This window comes from Pseudomonas sp. ITEM 17296, assembly GCF_028895205.1.
Taxonomy (GTDB): Bacteria; Pseudomonadota; Gammaproteobacteria; order Pseudomonadales; family Pseudomonadaceae; genus Aquipseudomonas; species Aquipseudomonas kermanshahensis.
Genome location: NZ_WJRS01000003.1, coordinates 303,725 through 320,599 on the forward strand (window position 1 = coordinate 303,725; position 16,875 = coordinate 320,599).

At 65.3% G+C, this 16,875-nt stretch carries 16 protein-coding genes; 5 read left to right on the forward strand and 11 right to left on the reverse strand.

Annotated features, from left to right (window positions below):
- The first annotated feature begins 202 nt into the window (after positions 1-202).
- On the forward strand, positions 203-1,504 hold the full coding sequence (locus GIB19_RS05820) for an MFS transporter (protein WP_274884227.1): 1,302 nt from the start codon (positions 203-205) through the stop codon (positions 1,502-1,504).
- Positions 1,505-1,640: 136 nt separating this feature from the next.
- On the opposite strand, the gene purT is transcribed toward GIB19_RS05820, so the two are convergent.
- From purT to GIB19_RS05845, 5 genes are all read right to left on the reverse strand, one after another.
- Positions 1,641-2,822: a formate-dependent phosphoribosylglycinamide formyltransferase gene (gene purT, locus GIB19_RS05825; protein WP_027595716.1), complete on the reverse strand. Its 1,182-nt coding sequence runs from the start codon at positions 2,820-2,822 to the stop codon at positions 1,641-1,643.
- 76 nt (positions 2,823-2,898) lie between these two features.
- Entirely contained in the window at positions 2,899-3,366 is a 468-nt protein-coding gene (locus GIB19_RS05830) for a VUT family protein (RefSeq protein ID WP_099428457.1), read from the reverse strand.
- 62 nt (positions 3,367-3,428) lie between these two features.
- Entirely contained in the window at positions 3,429-3,632 is a 204-nt protein-coding gene (locus GIB19_RS05835; protein ID WP_085272712.1) for a DUF1289 domain-containing protein, read from the reverse strand.
- The gene (locus tag GIB19_RS05840; RefSeq protein WP_085272711.1) at positions 3,622-4,146 is read right to left on the reverse strand and encodes a gamma carbonic anhydrase family protein; all 525 of its coding nucleotides are present in this window, start codon (positions 4,144-4,146) and stop codon (positions 3,622-3,624) included. Before GIB19_RS05840 ends, GIB19_RS05835 begins: the two co-directional genes overlap by 11 nt.
- A gap of 57 nt (positions 4,147-4,203) precedes the next feature.
- The gene (locus GIB19_RS05845; protein ID WP_027595712.1) at positions 4,204-4,803 is read right to left on the reverse strand and encodes a CoA pyrophosphatase; all 600 of its coding nucleotides are present in this window, start codon (positions 4,801-4,803) and stop codon (positions 4,204-4,206) included.
- 125 nt (positions 4,804-4,928) lie between these two features.
- Between GIB19_RS05845 and GIB19_RS05850 the strand changes: the two genes are divergently transcribed.
- The 4 genes from GIB19_RS05850 (at position 4,929) to GIB19_RS05865 (ending at position 12,438) form a co-directional block, all read left to right on the forward strand.
- Entirely contained in the window at positions 4,929-5,480 is a 552-nt protein-coding gene (locus GIB19_RS05850; protein WP_027595711.1) for an NUDIX hydrolase, read from the forward strand.
- 18 nt (positions 5,481-5,498) lie between these two features.
- Entirely contained in the window at positions 5,499-6,053 is a 555-nt protein-coding gene (locus GIB19_RS05855) for a L,D-transpeptidase family protein (protein ID WP_027595710.1), read from the forward strand.
- A 161-nt stretch (positions 6,054-6,214) separates the two neighbouring features.
- Positions 6,215-7,882, forward strand: coding sequence for a ShlB/FhaC/HecB family hemolysin secretion/activation protein (locus tag GIB19_RS05860; protein ID WP_274884232.1), 1,668 nt, complete (start codon positions 6,215-6,217; stop codon positions 7,880-7,882).
- Positions 7,883-7,911: 29 nt separating this feature from the next.
- On the forward strand, positions 7,912-12,438 hold the full coding sequence (locus GIB19_RS05865; protein WP_099428453.1) for a hemagglutinin repeat-containing protein: 4,527 nt from the start codon (positions 7,912-7,914) through the stop codon (positions 12,436-12,438).
- An 890-nt stretch (positions 12,439-13,328) separates the two neighbouring features.
- Here GIB19_RS05865 and gspN read toward each other — a convergent pair.
- From gspN to gspH, 6 genes are read right to left on the reverse strand one after another with little or no spacing between them, the layout of a single operon-like run.
- Complete coding sequence (gspN, locus tag GIB19_RS05870; RefSeq protein ID WP_274884234.1) at positions 13,329-13,988, reverse strand: type II secretion system protein N; 660 nt, start codon at positions 13,986-13,988, stop codon at positions 13,329-13,331.
- Positions 13,985-14,371 (reverse strand): type II secretion system protein GspM, encoded by a 387-nt coding sequence (gene gspM / locus GIB19_RS05875; RefSeq protein WP_265969746.1) that lies wholly within the window; start codon positions 14,369-14,371, stop codon positions 13,985-13,987. The genes gspN and gspM overlap by 4 nt, the downstream gene beginning before the upstream one ends.
- The gene (gspL, locus tag GIB19_RS05880) at positions 14,368-15,453 is read right to left on the reverse strand and encodes a type II secretion system protein GspL (protein ID WP_274884237.1); all 1,086 of its coding nucleotides are present in this window, start codon (positions 15,451-15,453) and stop codon (positions 14,368-14,370) included. The genes gspM and gspL overlap by 4 nt, the downstream gene beginning before the upstream one ends.
- A complete protein-coding gene (locus GIB19_RS05885) occupies positions 15,450-16,040 on the reverse strand; it encodes a PulJ/GspJ family protein (protein WP_027595703.1) in 591 nt (196 codons plus the stop codon). Before GIB19_RS05885 ends, gspL begins: the two co-directional genes overlap by 4 nt.
- Entirely contained in the window at positions 16,037-16,405 is a 369-nt protein-coding gene (locus tag GIB19_RS05890; protein WP_099428449.1) for a type II secretion system protein GspI, read from the reverse strand. The genes GIB19_RS05885 and GIB19_RS05890 overlap by 4 nt, the downstream gene beginning before the upstream one ends.
- Positions 16,402-16,869, reverse strand: a complete 468-nt coding sequence (gspH, locus tag GIB19_RS05895) for a type II secretion system minor pseudopilin GspH (RefSeq protein ID WP_274884238.1) — start codon at positions 16,867-16,869, stop codon at positions 16,402-16,404. The genes GIB19_RS05890 and gspH overlap by 4 nt, the downstream gene beginning before the upstream one ends.
- Positions 16,870-16,875: the final 6 nt, after the last annotated feature.

The following is a 16,875-nucleotide window of genomic DNA, read 5'->3' on the forward strand; positions in this document are numbered from 1 at the left end:
CTCCACTGACACGCCCCGCGGGCCTGCTTCAACACCCCGAACAGTGCCCGCTCCCGCCCCTATCCCCCTTGGGCTATCGTCAGTCGGGCGAGCAAAAGAACAATACGCTCCGGCGTCCGCGTAGGCGTGCCTGCCCTTCGAAGGTACGCGCCCTGGCGGATCAAGCCCTTGGAGCACGACCAGACTGTTAGGGACCTACTTAATGACCACGAGCAGCACCTATGCCGAAGCGCCTGCCGCGCCGGTCAACTCCCCCGCACGGGTGGCCACTGCCAGCTTCATCGGCACGGCCATCGAGTTCTACGACTTCTATGTATACGCCACGGCCGCCGCGCTAGTGATCGGCCCGGTGTTCTTCCCGTCCGGGTCGGGCACCGCGCAGATGCTCGCGGCCTTCCTCACCTTCGGCATCGCCTTCCTCGCTCGCCCGCTGGGCTCGGCGCTGTTCGGCCATTTTGGCGACCGCATCGGCCGTAAATCGACCCTGGTGGCGTCGCTGCTGCTGATGGGCGTTTCCACCACCGCCATCGGCGTGCTGCCAGGCTACGACAGCATTGGCGTCTGGGCGCCGATCATTCTTTGCCTGCTGCGCTTCGGCCAAGGCCTGGGCCTAGGTGGCGAATGGGGCGGCGCGGCGCTGCTGGCCACCGAGAACGCGCCACCGGGCAAGCGCGCCTGGTTCGGCATGTTCCCGCAATTGGGGCCTTCGATCGGCTTCCTGGCTGCCAACGGCCTGTTCCTGACCCTGGCCCTGGTGCTCAGCGACGAGCAGTTCCGTGAATGGGGCTGGCGCATTCCGTTCCTGCTCAGCGCCGCACTGGTACTGGTCGGCCTTTATGTGCGCCTCAAGCTCGAAGAGAGCCCGGTGTTTGCCAAGGCCATTGCCCGCCATGAGCGCGTGAAGATGCCAGTGGTCGACCTGTTCTCCAAATACTGGGTACCGACCCTGCTGGGCGCTGCGGCGATGGTGGTGTGCTATGCGCTGTTCTATATCTCGACGGTGTTCTCGCTCAGCTACGGCGTGACTACCCTGGGCTACAGCCGTGAGACGTTCCTCGGCCTGCTGTGCTTCGCGGTGGTGTTCATGGCGCTGGCCACGCCCCTGTCGGCTTGGCTTAGCGACCGCTACGGGCGCAAACCGGTGCTGATTGTCGGCGGCCTGCTGGCGGTGGCATCGGGCTTTACCATGGAGCCGCTGCTGACTTCGGGCTCGACCACGGGCGTGGCGCTGTTCCTGGCCATCGAGCTGTTCCTGATGGGCGTGACCTTTGCGCCGATGGGGGCGTTGCTGCCCGAGCTGTTCCCTACCCATGTGCGCTACACCGGCGCGTCGGCGGCGTACAACCTGGGTGGCATCGTGGGGGCTTCGGCGGCGCCGTTCTTTGCTCAGAAACTGGTGAGCATGGGCGGGTTGAGCTGGGTGGGCGGGTATGTGTCGGTGGCGGCGGTGATCAGCTTGATTGCGGTGCTGTGCCTGAAAGAGACCCGAAACACGGAGCTCTAACTAATGGGGGCTGCTTTGCAGCCCATCGCAGGCAAGCCAGCTCCTACAAGGCCCACACAGCCCTTGAGCTTTGAGCAGAACCTGTGGGAGCTGGCTTGCCTGCGATGGGCCGCAAAGCGGCCCTAACGGTGTTGAATCAGAACTCGACCTTGACAGCCTGCGAAGCGCGAGTCGCCTTGGCTCGCGCCGCTTCGATCGACTCATCACGTGCCAGGCATACGCCCATGCGACGGGTACCGTTGATTTCCGGCTTGCCGAACAGGCGAATGGCCGTGTCCGGCTCGCTCAGCGCAGCGCCAAGGTTGGCGAAGCTGGTCTGTTGCGATTGGCCTTCTGGCAAGATCACCGCCGACGCCGATGGCCCAAACTGACGCACCACCGGAATCGGCAGGCCCAGAATGGCGCGTGCATGCAGGGCGAACTGCGACAGGTCTTGGGAGATCAACGTCACCAGGCCCGTGTCGTGCGGGCGCGGCGACACTTCGCTGAACCACACCTGGTCGCCCTTGACGAACAACTCTACGCCGAACAGGCCACGGCCGCCCAAGGCGTCGGTGACTGCCTGCGCCACACGCTGCGATTCTGCCAGAGCTTTCGGGCTCATGGCCTGGGGCTGCCACGACTCCTGATAATCGCCTTTCTCCTGACGGTGGCCGACAGGCTCCAGGAACGTGGTGCCGCCGACGTGGCGCACGGTCAGCAGGGTGATCTCGTAATCGAAATCGATGAAGCCTTCAATGATCACCCGGCCCTTGCCGGCGCGGCCGCCTTCCTGGGCGTAGTCCCAGGACTTCTGCAGGTCGGCATCGCTGCGCAGCAGGCTCTGGCCTTTGCCCGACGAGCTCATCACTGGCTTGACCACGCACGGGTAGCCGACATCGGCCACGGCCTTGGCATAGTCTTCGTAGGTGTCGGCGAAGTGGTACGGCGAGGTCGGCAGGTCCAGCTCTTCGGCGGCCAGGCGACGGATGCCTTCGCGGTTCATGGTCAGCTGGGTGGCGCGGGCGGTGGGCACCACGGTGAAGCCTTCGTTTTCCAGCTCGACCAGGGTCGCGGTGGCAATGGCTTCGATTTCGGGGACGATGTAATGCGGCTTCTCGGCTTCGATCACTGCGCGCAGGGCGACGCCATCGAGCATGTTGACCACATGGCTGCGGTGTGCCACCTGCATGGCCGGTGCATTGGCGTAGCGGTCTACGGCAATCACTTCGACGCCCAGGCGCTGCAGCTCGATCACCACTTCCTTGCCCAGCTCACCGCAGCCGCAGAGCAGTACTCGGGTCGCGGTGGGCGACAATGGGGTTCCGATACGGGTCATTTCAGGTCCTCGAAGGCGTCCGGGGCTGCGCCAGGCTGAGCGCCGCCCGCTGAAAAAGGACCCGTATTCTACACCATCAACCGACCGCGGCAGCCCGCCGGGCGCGAAATGCCATGGCCAGCCATACGGCAGTGACACCGGCGAACTTCGAGGCCATTGCCGTGCCGATCACGGCCGGCGTCAAGGCACCGATCATGCCGAAGAAAATGAAGGTATCGACCGGGATGCTCAGCGCCGAGCTCAGCCACAGGCGGTCGCGCAGCGGCCGACGGGTGATGCTGAACACCAGCCAGTCGATCAGCTCTGAGATGAAGAAGGCGGTGGCGCTGGCCAGCGCAATGGCCGGTTCCGAGGTAACGTACGACAGAACCAGGGCCACCAGCATGGCGACCAAGGCGCCATGCCCGAAACGGGTCTGGACCATGTCGCGCAGGATGAATACCAGGCCGCCCCAGGCAGACCAGATGATGTCCAGGTGCGGGGCACTGGAAAAGGCGTAGTTGATCAGCACTACGCTGCTGATATAGGCGATGAGATAGAGCATGAGCAGTAACCGTCAGACAAGCCGCACAGGTTACTTGATTTTGGGGTCAGCGGCAGCCGCGCCTACAAAATCATCCCGGCAGCCACTGCCCGCTCATGGCAAAGCTTCAGCACCGCGCGGCGCTCAGTGTTATCCATGCGCCCCCAGCGCCCGATCTCGGCCACCGTACGTTGGCACCCCGTGCAGATGTCCTGCTCGTCCAGCGCGCAGATGCTCACGCACGGCGACGCCACCGGGCGCTCTGCCTTGACCACTTCACTCATCATCCACCACCAAGTCACGCGCATAGCGCTGGGCATTGTGCACATAGTGCGCGGCGCCGGCCTCGATCAAGCGCATCTGCTGCTCGCTGAGCTCGCGCACCACCTTGCCAGGCGAGCCCATTACCAGCGACCCGTCGGGGATTTCCTTGCCTTCGGGGATAAGCGCATTGGCGCCGATGATGCAGTGCTTGCCAATCCGCGCCCCATTGAGGATCACCGCGTTGATGCCGATCAGGCTGTAATCGCCAACCGTGCACCCATGCAGCATGGCGTTATGGCCCACCGTCACCCCCTTGCCCAGGGTCAGGGGCGAACCCATGTCGGTGTGCATCACCGTGCCGTCCTGGACATTGCTGTCTTCGCCGATGTCGATCAGCTCATTGTCACCCCGCAATACAGCGCCAAACCAGACACTGGCACGGGCCTGCAGGCGCACGTTGCCGATCACGGTGGCGTTGGGCGCGATCCAACTGGTCGGATGGCTGTCGACCCGCAGGTCGCCCAGGCGATATTTCATGCTCGCTCCTCAGGATAAACGGCGGCGGTTTGCGGCAAACGGCAGGGTGGGCCCCGCTCAGATCTCGATGTAACGTTCCGGGGGTTGATGCAAGCTGATACCCGCGTCATACAGCAGGTTGACCAGCTCGACGATCATGATCGCCGACAACCCCCAGATCTTGTATTCGCCGTAACGGTAGCTGGGCACATACCAACTGCGGCCCTGGTAATCGATACGGTGAGTGTGGTCCCGCGGGTCCTGGCGGAAGAATTCCAGCGGCACGGTGAATACTGCCGCGATCTCCGCATCATTGGCGCGGTATTCGACGTAATCAGGGATAAGCCCGACGAATGGCGTCACTTTCAGGCCATGCAGCGAAATCAGTGGGCTCAGCGGGCCGATCACTTCCACCAGCCCAGGGGGCAGGCCGATTTCTTCTTCGGCCTCGCGCAGGGCGGTAAACACCAGGTCCGGGTCTTCGGGGTCGCGGCGGCCACCGGGGAAGGCGACTTCGCCACCATGGGTCGACAGCCCCTTGGCGCGCAGGGTCAAAACCAGTTCGGGCGCTTCGCTGCGGGTAATGGGCAAGAGTACCGCCGCTTCGGGAAACCGTCGGTCAGTTTCCAGTGATGCAGGTTCATGGTTGCTCATTCGGCGAAGAAGCTCGTCCAGCATTGCGCACTCTCGTATCCAAGGCCTGTCTTGCATGATGCACCAAAGCCGCGAAGCACCCAAGCCCCGTGCGCTTGCGGCGGCCCCGTCGGCGCGCCAAGATAGCCCAGTCAAAAGGGAAGAACAGCATGAAATTCTGCAGCGCATGCGGCCAACCGGTCGTTCAGCGGATCCCCGAGGGCGACAGCCGCCTGCGGTATGTCTGCGAGTATTGCCAGACCGTTCACTACCAGAACCCCAACATCGTCGCGGGTGTGCTGCCCACCTGGGGTAGCCAGGTGCTGCTGTGCCGGCGCGCCATCGAGCCACGCCGCGGCTACTGGACCCTGCCCGCCGGGTTCATGGAAAACGGCGAAACCCTCGACCAGGCCGCCCGTCGCGAAACCGTCGAGGAGGCCTGCGCCCAGGTAGGGCCCATGGCCCTGTACCAGTTGTTCGACCTGCCGCACATCAACCAGGTACACGTGTTCTTCCGCGCGGAACTGGCCGACCTAAGCTTTGATGTGGGCATCGAGAGCCTGGAGGTGCGATTGTTCGAACAACATGAGATACCGTGGGACGAGCTGGCTTTCCGCACCGTCACACGCACACTAGAATGCTACTATCGCGACCGCATCGGGCAGCACTACCCCATAGGCCATGAGTACCTGCCGCCGATGAACGTCTCGCCCACTACTTAAGCCTGCAGGTGCTGCTTCATGCGCTGGTTGTTTGCCCTTTTCTGCCTTTGCGTTACCTCGGTGTCCCAGGCTGCCTTCACCGAGACCATCATTCGCAAGCCGCAGCCACCGGTGCCTGCACAGTCGCAATCGCAGGCCGCCATGCAGCCGCTCATCGACAAGGTGCTGGTGATCAAGTCCGAGCGCCGCTTGCAACTGATCAGCCGTGGTGAGCCGCTGAAGACCTACCGGATTTCCCTGGGCAAGCAGCCCAAGGGCGCCAAGGAACGCGAAGGCGACAAGAAGACCCCCGAGGGCCTCTACTGGTTGGACTGGCGCAAACAGAGCGACCGTTTCAACCTGGCAATGCACATCAACTACCCGAACATCAGCGACGCCGCCCGCGCCACCCGCGAAGGCGTAAGCGCCGGCAGCATGATCATGATCCATGGCACGCCGATCAACGACGAGTATCCGGAGTGGTACTTCCATACCCTGGACTGGACGGACGGTTGCATTGCCATGCGTAACCGCGACATGCAGGAAGTCTGGGAACTGGTCAAGGACGGGACATTGATCGAGATCCGCCCCTGACGTCCTACAAAATGAGCTGATCGTGTAGGAGCTTTCGCACCTTCAACCGCGAACCCGCCTGACATCCGCTTAGGCGGCGTACTGCATCCAAGCGAATCACTTAATTCTTAGCATCCACGCAGACGAATACGAAATCCGTACGTCATCTGCGGGGTGCTTCAATGCCGTACCGAATACGCATCATTGCGAGCAGCCTGCTTGCCTGCTGGCTGGCCAGCCCTGTGTCATCGGCCGACGACCTGGCCAGCCAGCAGTTGCGCGACCAGCAGCAAACGTTGCGCCAGCTGGAACAGCAGCAACGGCTCGAGCGCTGGCAGCGTGCCCCCGCCCCGCCAGGCGATGACGAAAACCAGGCCATACAGGCGGGCGACAGCCACTGCTGGGCGGTGACCGGTGTTCGTCTGGCGGGCCATCGGCAGGTGCCGGGCACGGCACTGGAAGCGACCGTGCGGCCCTTCATGCAGCCTTGCATGGGCATCGTCGACATCAACCTGCTGCTCAAGGCCATCACCCAGCGCTATGTGCAGGCGGGCTACCCCACCAGCCGCCCTTACCTGAGCCAGCCACCCGAGGATGGCGCGCCGCTGGACATCCTCATCAGCGAAGGCTTCGTCGAGTCGATCGAACTTGGTGCCGACCTGCCGCTTTCCTTGCGTGGCGCTTTTCCTGACGTGCTGGGGCAGCCGCTGTACCTACCGGCGCTGGAGCAAGGGCTCGACCAACTCAACCGCCTGCGTGCCTATGAACTGAGTGTCGACTTGCTGCCCGGCGCCCTGCAGGGCGGCACCCGAGTAGTGGTTCAGCCCCACAAGACCGCCTCGCGCTGGCACCTGGACAGCCGCCTGGACAACCGTGGCAGCGAACTGACCGGCCGCCATCGCCTGAACCTCGGCATTGGCCTGGACAGCCCGCTTGGCCTGAACGACGACCTGCGCCTGTCGTTGGCCAGGACCGTCATCGATGCGCCGGGGCGAAGCAACGGTGTCACGGCGTACTACAGCATTCCGTACGGCCCGTGGACCTTCGCCGCCAGCGCCAGCCAATTGAGCTACCGCGCGCCCATACCCCAAGGGCGCCAGACCAGCAGTGGCAACAGCCGCTTTCTGGGGCTCAGCGCCGAGCGGGTGCTATGGCGCAACCAGCAGGGCATGCTCAGCGCCAGCGCCCGGCTGGACCGCAAGCAGCTCACCAACCGCACCGGCGGCAAGGCCGTGAGCCTGCAGAGCCCCACCCTGACCACGGTAGAAGCGGGCATCAACCTGCTGTGGCTCGAAGGCGGCCTGTGGCACGGCTACCTCGGGTTCGCCCAAGGGGTGGGCTGGTTTGGCGCGGACGCTTCAGCGCCCAGTGCGCTGGGCCCACGACCGGACTTTCACAAGTACCGCGGCACGCTGCTGCACCTGCGCCAAGGCCCGGCGCAGCGGCCCTGGCGCTGGCAGAGCGAACTGGGCCTGCAGTACAGCCGCGACCGGCTGCCGGCCGTCGAGCAACTGCTGGCCAGCGATGATTCCGCTGTGCGCGGGTTCCGCCTGCGCACTTACTCCGGCGCCAGCAGTGCCGTCTGGCGTAACACCTTCAGTTATCCGCTGACGCCGGCCTGGGCCGGATCGCTGCAGCTGCGGCCCTATGCCGGCCTCGATCAGGGCTGGACCCGGCTGGCTCGCGACAGCCCCGTTCAACGCCTGGCAGGCGCGGCAGCCGGCATCGAATTGAGCTTGCCCGACAGCCGCGTGCGCCTCGACTACCAGCGCGCCTTGTACACCAGTGACCTGCCCCGCGCGCTTCTGGAGCCGGGCTTCTGGGTGCTGGAGTGGAACCTGAGCATCTGATTCACCCCACAAAAAAAGAGAACGAGACCATGCAAACGCGCTCGCAGTTGACGTCTACCCGCCCGGATACCTTGCGTTGGGCCATCTTCCTCGCCCTGCTCGGCTCCAGCAGCGTGCTGGCCCAGGGCGGCCTTGAAGCCGCTACCGGCCCAGGTGGCACCCCGGTCATCAACAATGGCCATGGTGTGCCAGTCATCGACATTGTCGCCCCCAACGCCGGCGGCCTGTCACACAACCAGTTCCTCGACTACAACGTCGGCAACCCCGGCGTGGTGCTGAACAACGCCACCCAGGCCGGCCAATCGCAACTGGCCGGTGCCCTGGCCGCCAACCCGCAGTTCCAAGGCCAGGCGGCTTCGACCATTCTCAATGAAGTGATCAGCCGCAACGCCTCGCTGATCGAGGGGCCGCAGGAAATCTTCGGCCGCCCCGCCGATTACATCCTGGCCAACCCCAATGGCATCACCCTCAACGGGGGCAGCTTCATCAACACCACGCGCGCGGGCTTCGTGGTCGGCACCCCAGAATTCGAAGACCAGCAACTCAAGTACCTCGACACCCTCAATGCCAGCGGCGCCCTGCAGGTACTGCCCGGTGGCCAAAGCAACAGCACCGGCGCGCTTGACCTGATCGCGCCGCAGGTAGACAGCAAAGGGCTGCTCATGGCCGGCAGTGAACTGAACGTCACGGTGGGCCGCAACCGCATCGACCAGGCCAGCGGCCAGGTGGTCGAGCACTTGCCCGGCACAGCGGCCAGTATCGATGCCAGCCTGTTCGGGGCCATGCGCGCCGGGCGCATCCGCGTGGTGAGCACCGCCGAAGGCGCGGGCGTGCGCATGGGGCCCGTTCAGGCACATGCCACCGACGGTATCGACATCCAGTCAGCCGGTAGCCTGCACATCAGCGGCAAGGCCGACACCCGCGCCGAACTGCACAGCGAACGGGGCGCCCTGGCCCTCAGCGCCGCCGACGACCTGACCCTGCGCGCCGTCGATGGCCAGGCACAACAGGTGGTAGTCACGGCCGGCCAGAAGCTCACCCTGGACGCTGACAGCCTGGAAAACACCCAGCACGATCGCGAAAACTGGAACAAGAAGTTCCTCTTCATCACCCGCGAAACCTACAACCGCGAGCGCACCACCCATGACCGTCAACAGCAGGGCACGCAGTTGCGCGGCCATGACAACGTTCGGCTGCAATCGGGTGCCGATATGCGCCTGTTGGCCGCCGACGTGAGTGCAGGGGGTGAGTTGAACGTCAACAGTGCCGGCAACCTGGACATCGTGGCGGGCATCGACAGCAAACACATCACCGAACAGGTGCGCCACCGCAAGGACCTGTGGCGCGGCGACAGCGATACCGAGCAAACCCGCGAAACAGCCCGGGGCAGCACGTTGAATGCCGGGCGCCTGACCCTCACGGCAGCCGACGCCCTCAAGGTTGAAGGCAGCACGCTGCATGCGAACAGCGACATGCAACTCAAGGCCCGGCACATCGAGGTCGGGACCACGGCCTTGCAGGAAAGCGGCACCCAACGCAATTACCGCGGCGACCTGGTCTCTGGCACCTTCTTTGGCGACCGCAAAGGCAATGACACCCAAGCGCAGGTCGTGGCTGGCAGCAGTGTGACGACGGACGGCAAGCTGAACATGACGGCCGACCAGGTCACCATCAAAGGCAGTAAGGTGCATGGCAAGGAAGACTCGGTGCTCTACAGCGAAAACGGCCTGCTGGCGATCGAAGCCGACCGCGGCAGCAGCACCTCGACCGATCACCAGAGCGACAGCAAACTGTTCGGCCTGATCGGCAGCGACCGCAAGCACACCACACGCAAGGACCAGGTACTGGTCAGCGACGTCTCGTCCAGCAGCAACCTGCGCCTGGCCAGCGCCGACGAACTGCGTATCCACGGGGCAAAGGTCGAAGCAGGCAAACATTTGCAGGTAGAAGCCAAAGGCGACTTGGTGATCGACAGCGCGCAGTCGCGCAACGAAACCGACACCCGGCACCAGCAACGTGGCCTCAGTGTCGGCGCCAAGCAGACTGAAGAGGCGCAGGATGGCAAGCCGGACTCGCGTCAGTACGAGGCCAGCCTGGGCTATCAGGTCGCTACCACGACCGGCACGACGCAGGAAACATCACAGGTGTCCAGCGAACTCAAGGGTGCCTCGGTAGGCCTGCAAAGCGACGCCCATTTGCAGGTCAATGGTTCCAAAGTCCAGGCCAGCGCCGGTGACTTGGACGTGACCGCCAAGCACATCTCCCTGGGTGCAACCCGCAATGAGCGCGAGTCCATCAGCAAAAACAGCCAGAGCGGAGGCAGCGTTAAAGTGACGGGGGGTATCGACCGGTTGGGCAGCGCCTTCGCAGGCCATCACAACACCCAGACTCAGCTCGAACGTGACAGCACGGTACAAGGCAGCGAATTGAAGGCCAGCGCCGGGGTGAAGCTGGAGGCCGAGCATTTGCTCACCGAAGCCGCACGCGTCGATGCCGGCCAGCAACTGAAGGTCACTGCCAAGCACATCGAGAACCGTGCAGCGCAAGAAACCCATGAGCGTGAAAGCGTCACAGACAACTGGGCCGGCAGCCTCGGCGCCAGCGTGGAATACCGTGACCTCACCCGCCCCATCGAACGCTTGGTGCTCGGTGAGGAGGCCGCGCGCTTTCAGCAAGCCTCGCCCGAAGACGCGATGGTGGCCCCGAGCGTCGGCGCCGACATGACCGTGGACCATCTCAAACGCCTGGAGAACCAACGCCGCAGCTTGGCCCAGGTGAGTGAGCTGACCGGTGCAACGGTCGAGGTCAAGGCCGGTGTCATTGATGACCAGGGCACCGCGTGGAAGGCCAACGCCGGGAAACTGCTGATCGACGCCTCGCAGCACACCCTGCGGGCAGCCGAGAACACTCAGGTAGATACCGTGCAGCGCATGGCCTATGGCGGCGATGCCCGCGTGGACACCAGCAGCGGCAACGACCTCAATGTTCGCGCCGCCGGCAAGGGCGGCTCGCTGGGCAAACAGGACACTGCCAGTACCGCCGTGCCCGGAAGCCTCTATGGGCAACAGGGCATCCAGGTACAGCTGGGCAGCGATGGCCTGTACGAAGGCACGCGCATCGACGGTGGCGAAGGCAACGTGGCCATGCGCAGTGGGGGCACCTTGTCGTTGTCCCAAGCCAATGACCGTAATACCCAGTCCGCAGGCCAGCTTGACGGCAACGCCTGGGCCAAGGTTGGCAATCGCCCCGGCAGCACTGGCGTCGACGCGCGCGGCTACCTTGATCACCACCAGCAAGACAGCGCGCAGACCAAGGCCCAGGTTGCGCAGATCGATGCCAAGGGCGATGTTCACCTGAGCAGTGATGGCGACCTGAAGCTGGAGGGGACGCGTATCGGCAGCCGTGACGCCAAGGTCGGGGATACCCTGCTGGAAAGTGGTGGCCGCTTGCAGGTCACCGCAGGCAGCGATACCCAACAGGCCAAGGGCGGCAACCTGGGCGGCGGCCTGGAGCTTGCGGTCAAGACCGGCGCAACGAAAGGGGGCGGCATCGGCGGGCACTTCAACCACGGCAAGCAGAACGAAGATGCCAGCCAGGCTGTCGATGCCCGCTTCGACAGCGCCGGCACACTGACGCTGAGCAGCCGTGCCCGCGAGGACATCGCCTTGCACCTGCAAGGGCTGCACGCCTCAGCCGAACAGATCGTGCTCAACGCCGCCGGGGGCGGCATGCGGGTGGAAGCATCCAGCAACCGGGAGCAACGCGACAACCTCGACATCACCGCGGGGGCCGGTTTCAACATGGCCAAGGGGGATACCGATACCCGTGGTCTGCATGGCCGCGCACAGGTCGCCCTGGACAAACGTGACAACCAGACCTGGAACGCCAGCCAGCTGCGCGCTGAGGGTATCCAGTTGCACAGCCGTGGCGACACACGCATCGAAGGTGCCAGCCTGGAGGCAGGGCGTATTACCGGTGAGGTCGGCGGCGATCTGCGCATTGCCAGCCGCAAGGACAGCGTCGATAGCCTGACCGTGAAAGCTGACGCACGCCTGAGCCAGGAAAAGAACCCGCAAGGCTACACCAACGCCGCCACCGCGCTGGCAGGGCCGCTGGGTAGCAAGGTCGGCGAAAAGGCCGGCCCAGCCTTGAGCAAGGCCGAACCTGGTTTCTCACCGACCTTGCGCCTGGACCTGTCGCATCAACAGCGCGACACCGTGGCCAGGCAGACCACGCTCAAGGGCAGCGAAGGCATCGCGTTGAAGGTTGCGGGCGACGCTCACTTGGTCGGCGCGCGGTTGCAGTCGGCCAAGGGTGATGTCGAGCTGAGCGCCAATGCGATTAGCCAAGAGACCCTGAGTGGCAGCGACTATCGCCGCGATGTGTCGATTGACGTGTCCAACTCGCCGGTGGACCTGGGCACAGCAGTGGCTGAGTTCACCAAGGGCAAGGGCGCGGCTGACGGCGAGAATGCGCTTGATCTTGGGGTATTGCGTACCAGCGGGCATAACCGCAGCGAGCAATGGGTATCGAGTACCCAGGGCAAGGCGGACTGACCCCTCGCCCACCGCCGCCCGGTAGGAGCAGCCTTGTGCTGCGAAGAGACCCGTGACAGCAGCGAAGATTTAGAGTGTTGTCACCGGCCTCTTCGCAGCACGAGGCTGCTCCTACAGGGGGGGGCGCTTGGCCGAAGATCCGGCTAGTTACCAACTGACTCGCCGCTGCCCTGTCGTTGCCTCCGGCCCCAGCTACTGCACACCCCGGTAGGAGCAGCCTTGTGCTGCGAAGAGGCCCGTGGCAGCAGCGAAGATTTAGTGTGTTGTCACCGGCCTCTTCGCAGCACGAGGCTGCTCCTACAGGGGGGGGCGCTTGGCCGCAGATTCGGGTGGTTACCAACGGACCCGCCGCTGCCCTGCCGTTTGCTCCAGGCCCAGCCACTGCGCCCACCGGTAGGAGCAGCCTTGTGCTGCGAAGAGGCCCGTGGCAGCAGCGAAGATTTAGTGTGTTGTCACCGGCTTCTTCGCAGCACAAGGCTGCTCCTACAGGGGCGGCGTTTCACCGCAGATTCGGGTGGTTACCAACGGACCCGCCGCTGCCCTGCCGTTTCCTCCAGGCCCAGCCACTGCGCCCACCGGTAGGAGCAGCCTTGTGCTGCGAAGAGGCCCGTGGCAGCAGCGAAGATTTAGTGTGTTGTCACCGGCTTCTTCGCAGCACAAGGCTGCTCCTACAGGGGCGGCGTTTCACCGCAGATTCGGGGGTGGTTACCAACGGACCCGCCGCTGCCCTGTCGTTTCCTCCAGGCCCAGCCACTGCGCCCACCGGTAGGAGCAGCCTTGTGCTGCGAAGAGGCCCGTGGCAGCAGCGAAGATTTAGTGTGTTGTCACCGGCCTCTTCGCAGCACGAGGCTGCTCCTACAGGGGGGGCGCTTGGCCGCAGATTCGGGTGGTTACCAACGGACGCGCCGCTGCCCTGTCGTTGCCTCCGGCCCCAGCCACTGCGCGCCGCGCAACAGTGGGGTCAGGGCAGCATCGGGTTGCAGCGCGATGGCGATCTGGGCCTGTCGCCCCCGCACATCGGCGTCCACGTCGAGCTGATGCTGCCCTGGCTGCAGCAACTGCCCCAACAGGTGCCACCCCCCGCGGCACTGCACCTCGACCCGGCCCTGCCCCAACCCCAGCGACCAGGGCTCACTCAGCGCCAAGTCCGTAACCGTGAGGCGCCCATCGCTGGCCAGGCATTGCCGCCACGCACCCTGTACACGCACCGAACCCTGCCACTGCCCGGCCAGGCGATACGCCGCCGCTACCGTCACCTGTGCCGCAGCCGGGCGTACGTCCCCCTCCCAGCGCCAGGGCCAACCGTGGACCTGCACGTGCCACGCCTGCCCCTGAAACCCCAGCGCGCCCTGCCCTTGCAAACGCCAAGGCTGTAAGGACCATTGCAACGGCCCGAACGGGCCGATCTGCTGCGCCTGCCCCTGCCACAGGCTGCCGCTCACACCCGCGGCCGGTACCCCGAAGCCGCGCACCAGCCAGCTGGCGGGCAACTGCACCAGTAAGGTCACACTGAACACCAGCAGCAACCACGCCACTGCGCCCCGGCTCATGGCCGAAGTACCAGGTCGAAGCGCATACCCTGGGTGTCTTGCTCCAGCCCCCACTGCAAGGGCTGCGCGCCTTCGGCCTGCAGCGCACGTACCCAACCCAGCAAGGCCTGCTCATCGCCCACCTGACCGCGCAGGTGCCAGGCCTCGCCCTGCGTGACCACCTCCAGTAATTCGATCTGCCGCGCCTGAGCCGACTGGCGCAGACGCTCCAGGTTCAGCGTCGCACCGCCCTGCAAACCTACTGCCATTTGCGCCAGCGCCTGCCATTGGCTCAGCGCGCGCCATTGCGCCACGCCTTCACGTAGCAGCAGCACGCTCGACAGCAGCGCGATGAGGCACACGGCCAGCGGCAAACGGTGACGCTGCATCCACGCCGTGCTCATGCCGCCACCTCCAAGTCGAACACCACGGTTGGCGACGACTCGCCGCCACTGACCTGCACCTGAGCGCCCACCGCACTGGCCATCTCGCGCCAAGGAGGTGTGGCGCCCTCGCCCTCCAGCCGCACATGCCAGCGCTGCCCATCAAAGCGCACCGCTTGCAGGCGCCAGCCGGGATGCTCACTCAGCCAGGCGTGCAAGCGCCCTTGTAAATCGTCGAGCTGACGCAGGCGCACTTGCTGCTGCAAGCCGGCCTCACGCAGGCGCTTGAGCGCCTGCACCGCCTGCCTGGGGCCCGCCTGCTCACCCGTCACGGCAATCACCTGGGCTTGCCAGAGCTGGGCCTGGCGCCATTGCTGGGCCGCCCACACGCCGCCCCAGGTACACGCCAACAGCAGGCAGGCAGCCATGAGCTGGCACTGCTGCCGCGTCGGCCCCGCCAACGTGCGACGCCGCCGCTGCTCGAACAGGCCAGGCAAGCTGTCCAGCGCTGCCAATGCTGTAGGCCACTGGCCTTCCAGAGGTAGCCTGCGTAATTGCGGCCAGGGTTCAACCAGCACCTCGCCCATGGCTTCAGGCCAGGCCAGCCAATGCTCGCCAGCGTCTTCGCTCAGCCCCTTGAGCAGGCTGACCCCGTCTTGCTTGCGCCACCACCAGGCGGCCCCCGCCTCGGGTGCCGGCAGCAACTGGAATTCGGCCCAGCAACGCTCGGCCATCAGCCCCCACTCGGCGCATTGCCCGCGCCAATCGTCCAGGCGCTCGCGCGCCACCGCCAGTAACCGAACTTGCCCGGCCTCGCGCCCCAAATACCCGCACACCACCTCATCCACGCTTTGCAGCAAGCGGTCTTCAAGCAGCAATGGCCATTCTTCACGTTTGAGCCCTGGCGGTGCGGGCAACTGGAAATGGCTACAGTGCTCGGCCGGCACGATCAACGCCACCCGTGCCTGCAGGTTCGCCGGTGGTTCGCCCTGCCCCTGGCGTAGCGCGACACCGCTCTCGACCAGTAACCAGTCCCAAGGGTTGCCAGGTCGCACCAACAGCCAAGGTCGAGCCGGTGAGCGTCGACGCCAGTCAAGGTTCATGAGCGCCCCCAGGGAAGGACGAAGGTGCAGGCATACGGTGCTCCATCACGTTGCAATTCCAGGCGCACGCCACGGCCGGGGTGCGCGGGTTGGTCGGAAGGCCAGGGCAGCCAGCGGCCACCCTGGTGATAAAGGATGTTCATCGCGCTCACCCGCCCTAGCTGTTCACGCAGCACCCAGCGCGGCGCCGAGGCGGCATACAGGTCCGCCGAGGTTTCCAGCAGCAGGCGTTGCTCACGCGCCTCGAAGCGCAGACGCTGGCGCTGCAGACGCGACCCGCCTTCGGCTTCGGGCAGGCCTGTCGCCGCCACCCACAGCAGTTGGCCGCTCGCCGCTTGCCAGTCGAACCAACGGCTGGGCAAGGGCAATCGCTGGTCATACACCCGGCGCAGGGCCGGGCTGTCGAAGCGCCGCTCCAGGGCCAGGCAGAAATCCAGCACCGACGCCTCCTGGTTGCTCACCTGCAACCGCTCACGCACCTTCAGCCAGCCATTGACCAACGCTGCCAGCATGACGCCGAGCAGCGCGGTGAGGGCCAGGGCCACCATCAGTTCGATCAGGGTCAGGCCTGCCTGCTGCCGCTTCATGGGCGCTCCAGAAACACACTGTATTGGCCAAGCGGGGGCCGCTGGTCGCGGTCGCCGAACAGCAGCAGTTCACCCCTGCGCAGGTCACGCACGCCGGTGCGGCGCAGTTTCAGCTGCCAATGGCACACCTGGCCGCCTTGGCTCAGCTGCCCATCCACCTGATTGCGGGCCGGCCAGTACTGCTCGACGGTGAAACGGGCTTGCAGTTCGCGGGCGCAGAGCAGGCCAAGGCGGTGCTGTTGCAAGTTGTCCTGCACCGCCAGGCGCTGGCGCAGGACCTGGCTGGTGATGACCGCCAATACGGCGGCAATCGCCAGGGCCACGGTCACTTCCAGCAGGGTAAAACCACGCTGTTGGCGCTTCATGGCAGCGCCGCCGTCTGCAGGCGGCCGTCTCGGCTCCAGGCCCATTGCTGGCTGCCCTCGGCACAGCGCCAGCGCACCGAACCCGGCTGCGCCCAACCTTGCGGGGTGAACAGAAGGCGCGGCTGCGGGCTGGCTGGCCAGTCGGGCTGCAAGCCCTTGGGCCACTCGCCCAGGCTGACCGGTTCGACGACCCAGCCATCGCGTTCACGCCGCACGAACTCCGGGCGCTGGCCGGTCCAGCGCAGCCCGCGTAACTGGCCGGCATGCCGTGCCTCGGCGGCCTGCACGTGCACCTGTGCAGCCAGCCGCTGCAAGGCCTGATCGACGCGGGCCTTGCCGCTGTCGAGCGACGCCACGGCGAGCCCGGTCATCAGGCCGGCGATGGCCAGTACCACCAGCAGTTCGATCAGGCTGAAGCCTTGTTGATGGGCTTTTGGGGGCGCTTTGCGCCCCTTTCGCGACACAAGGCC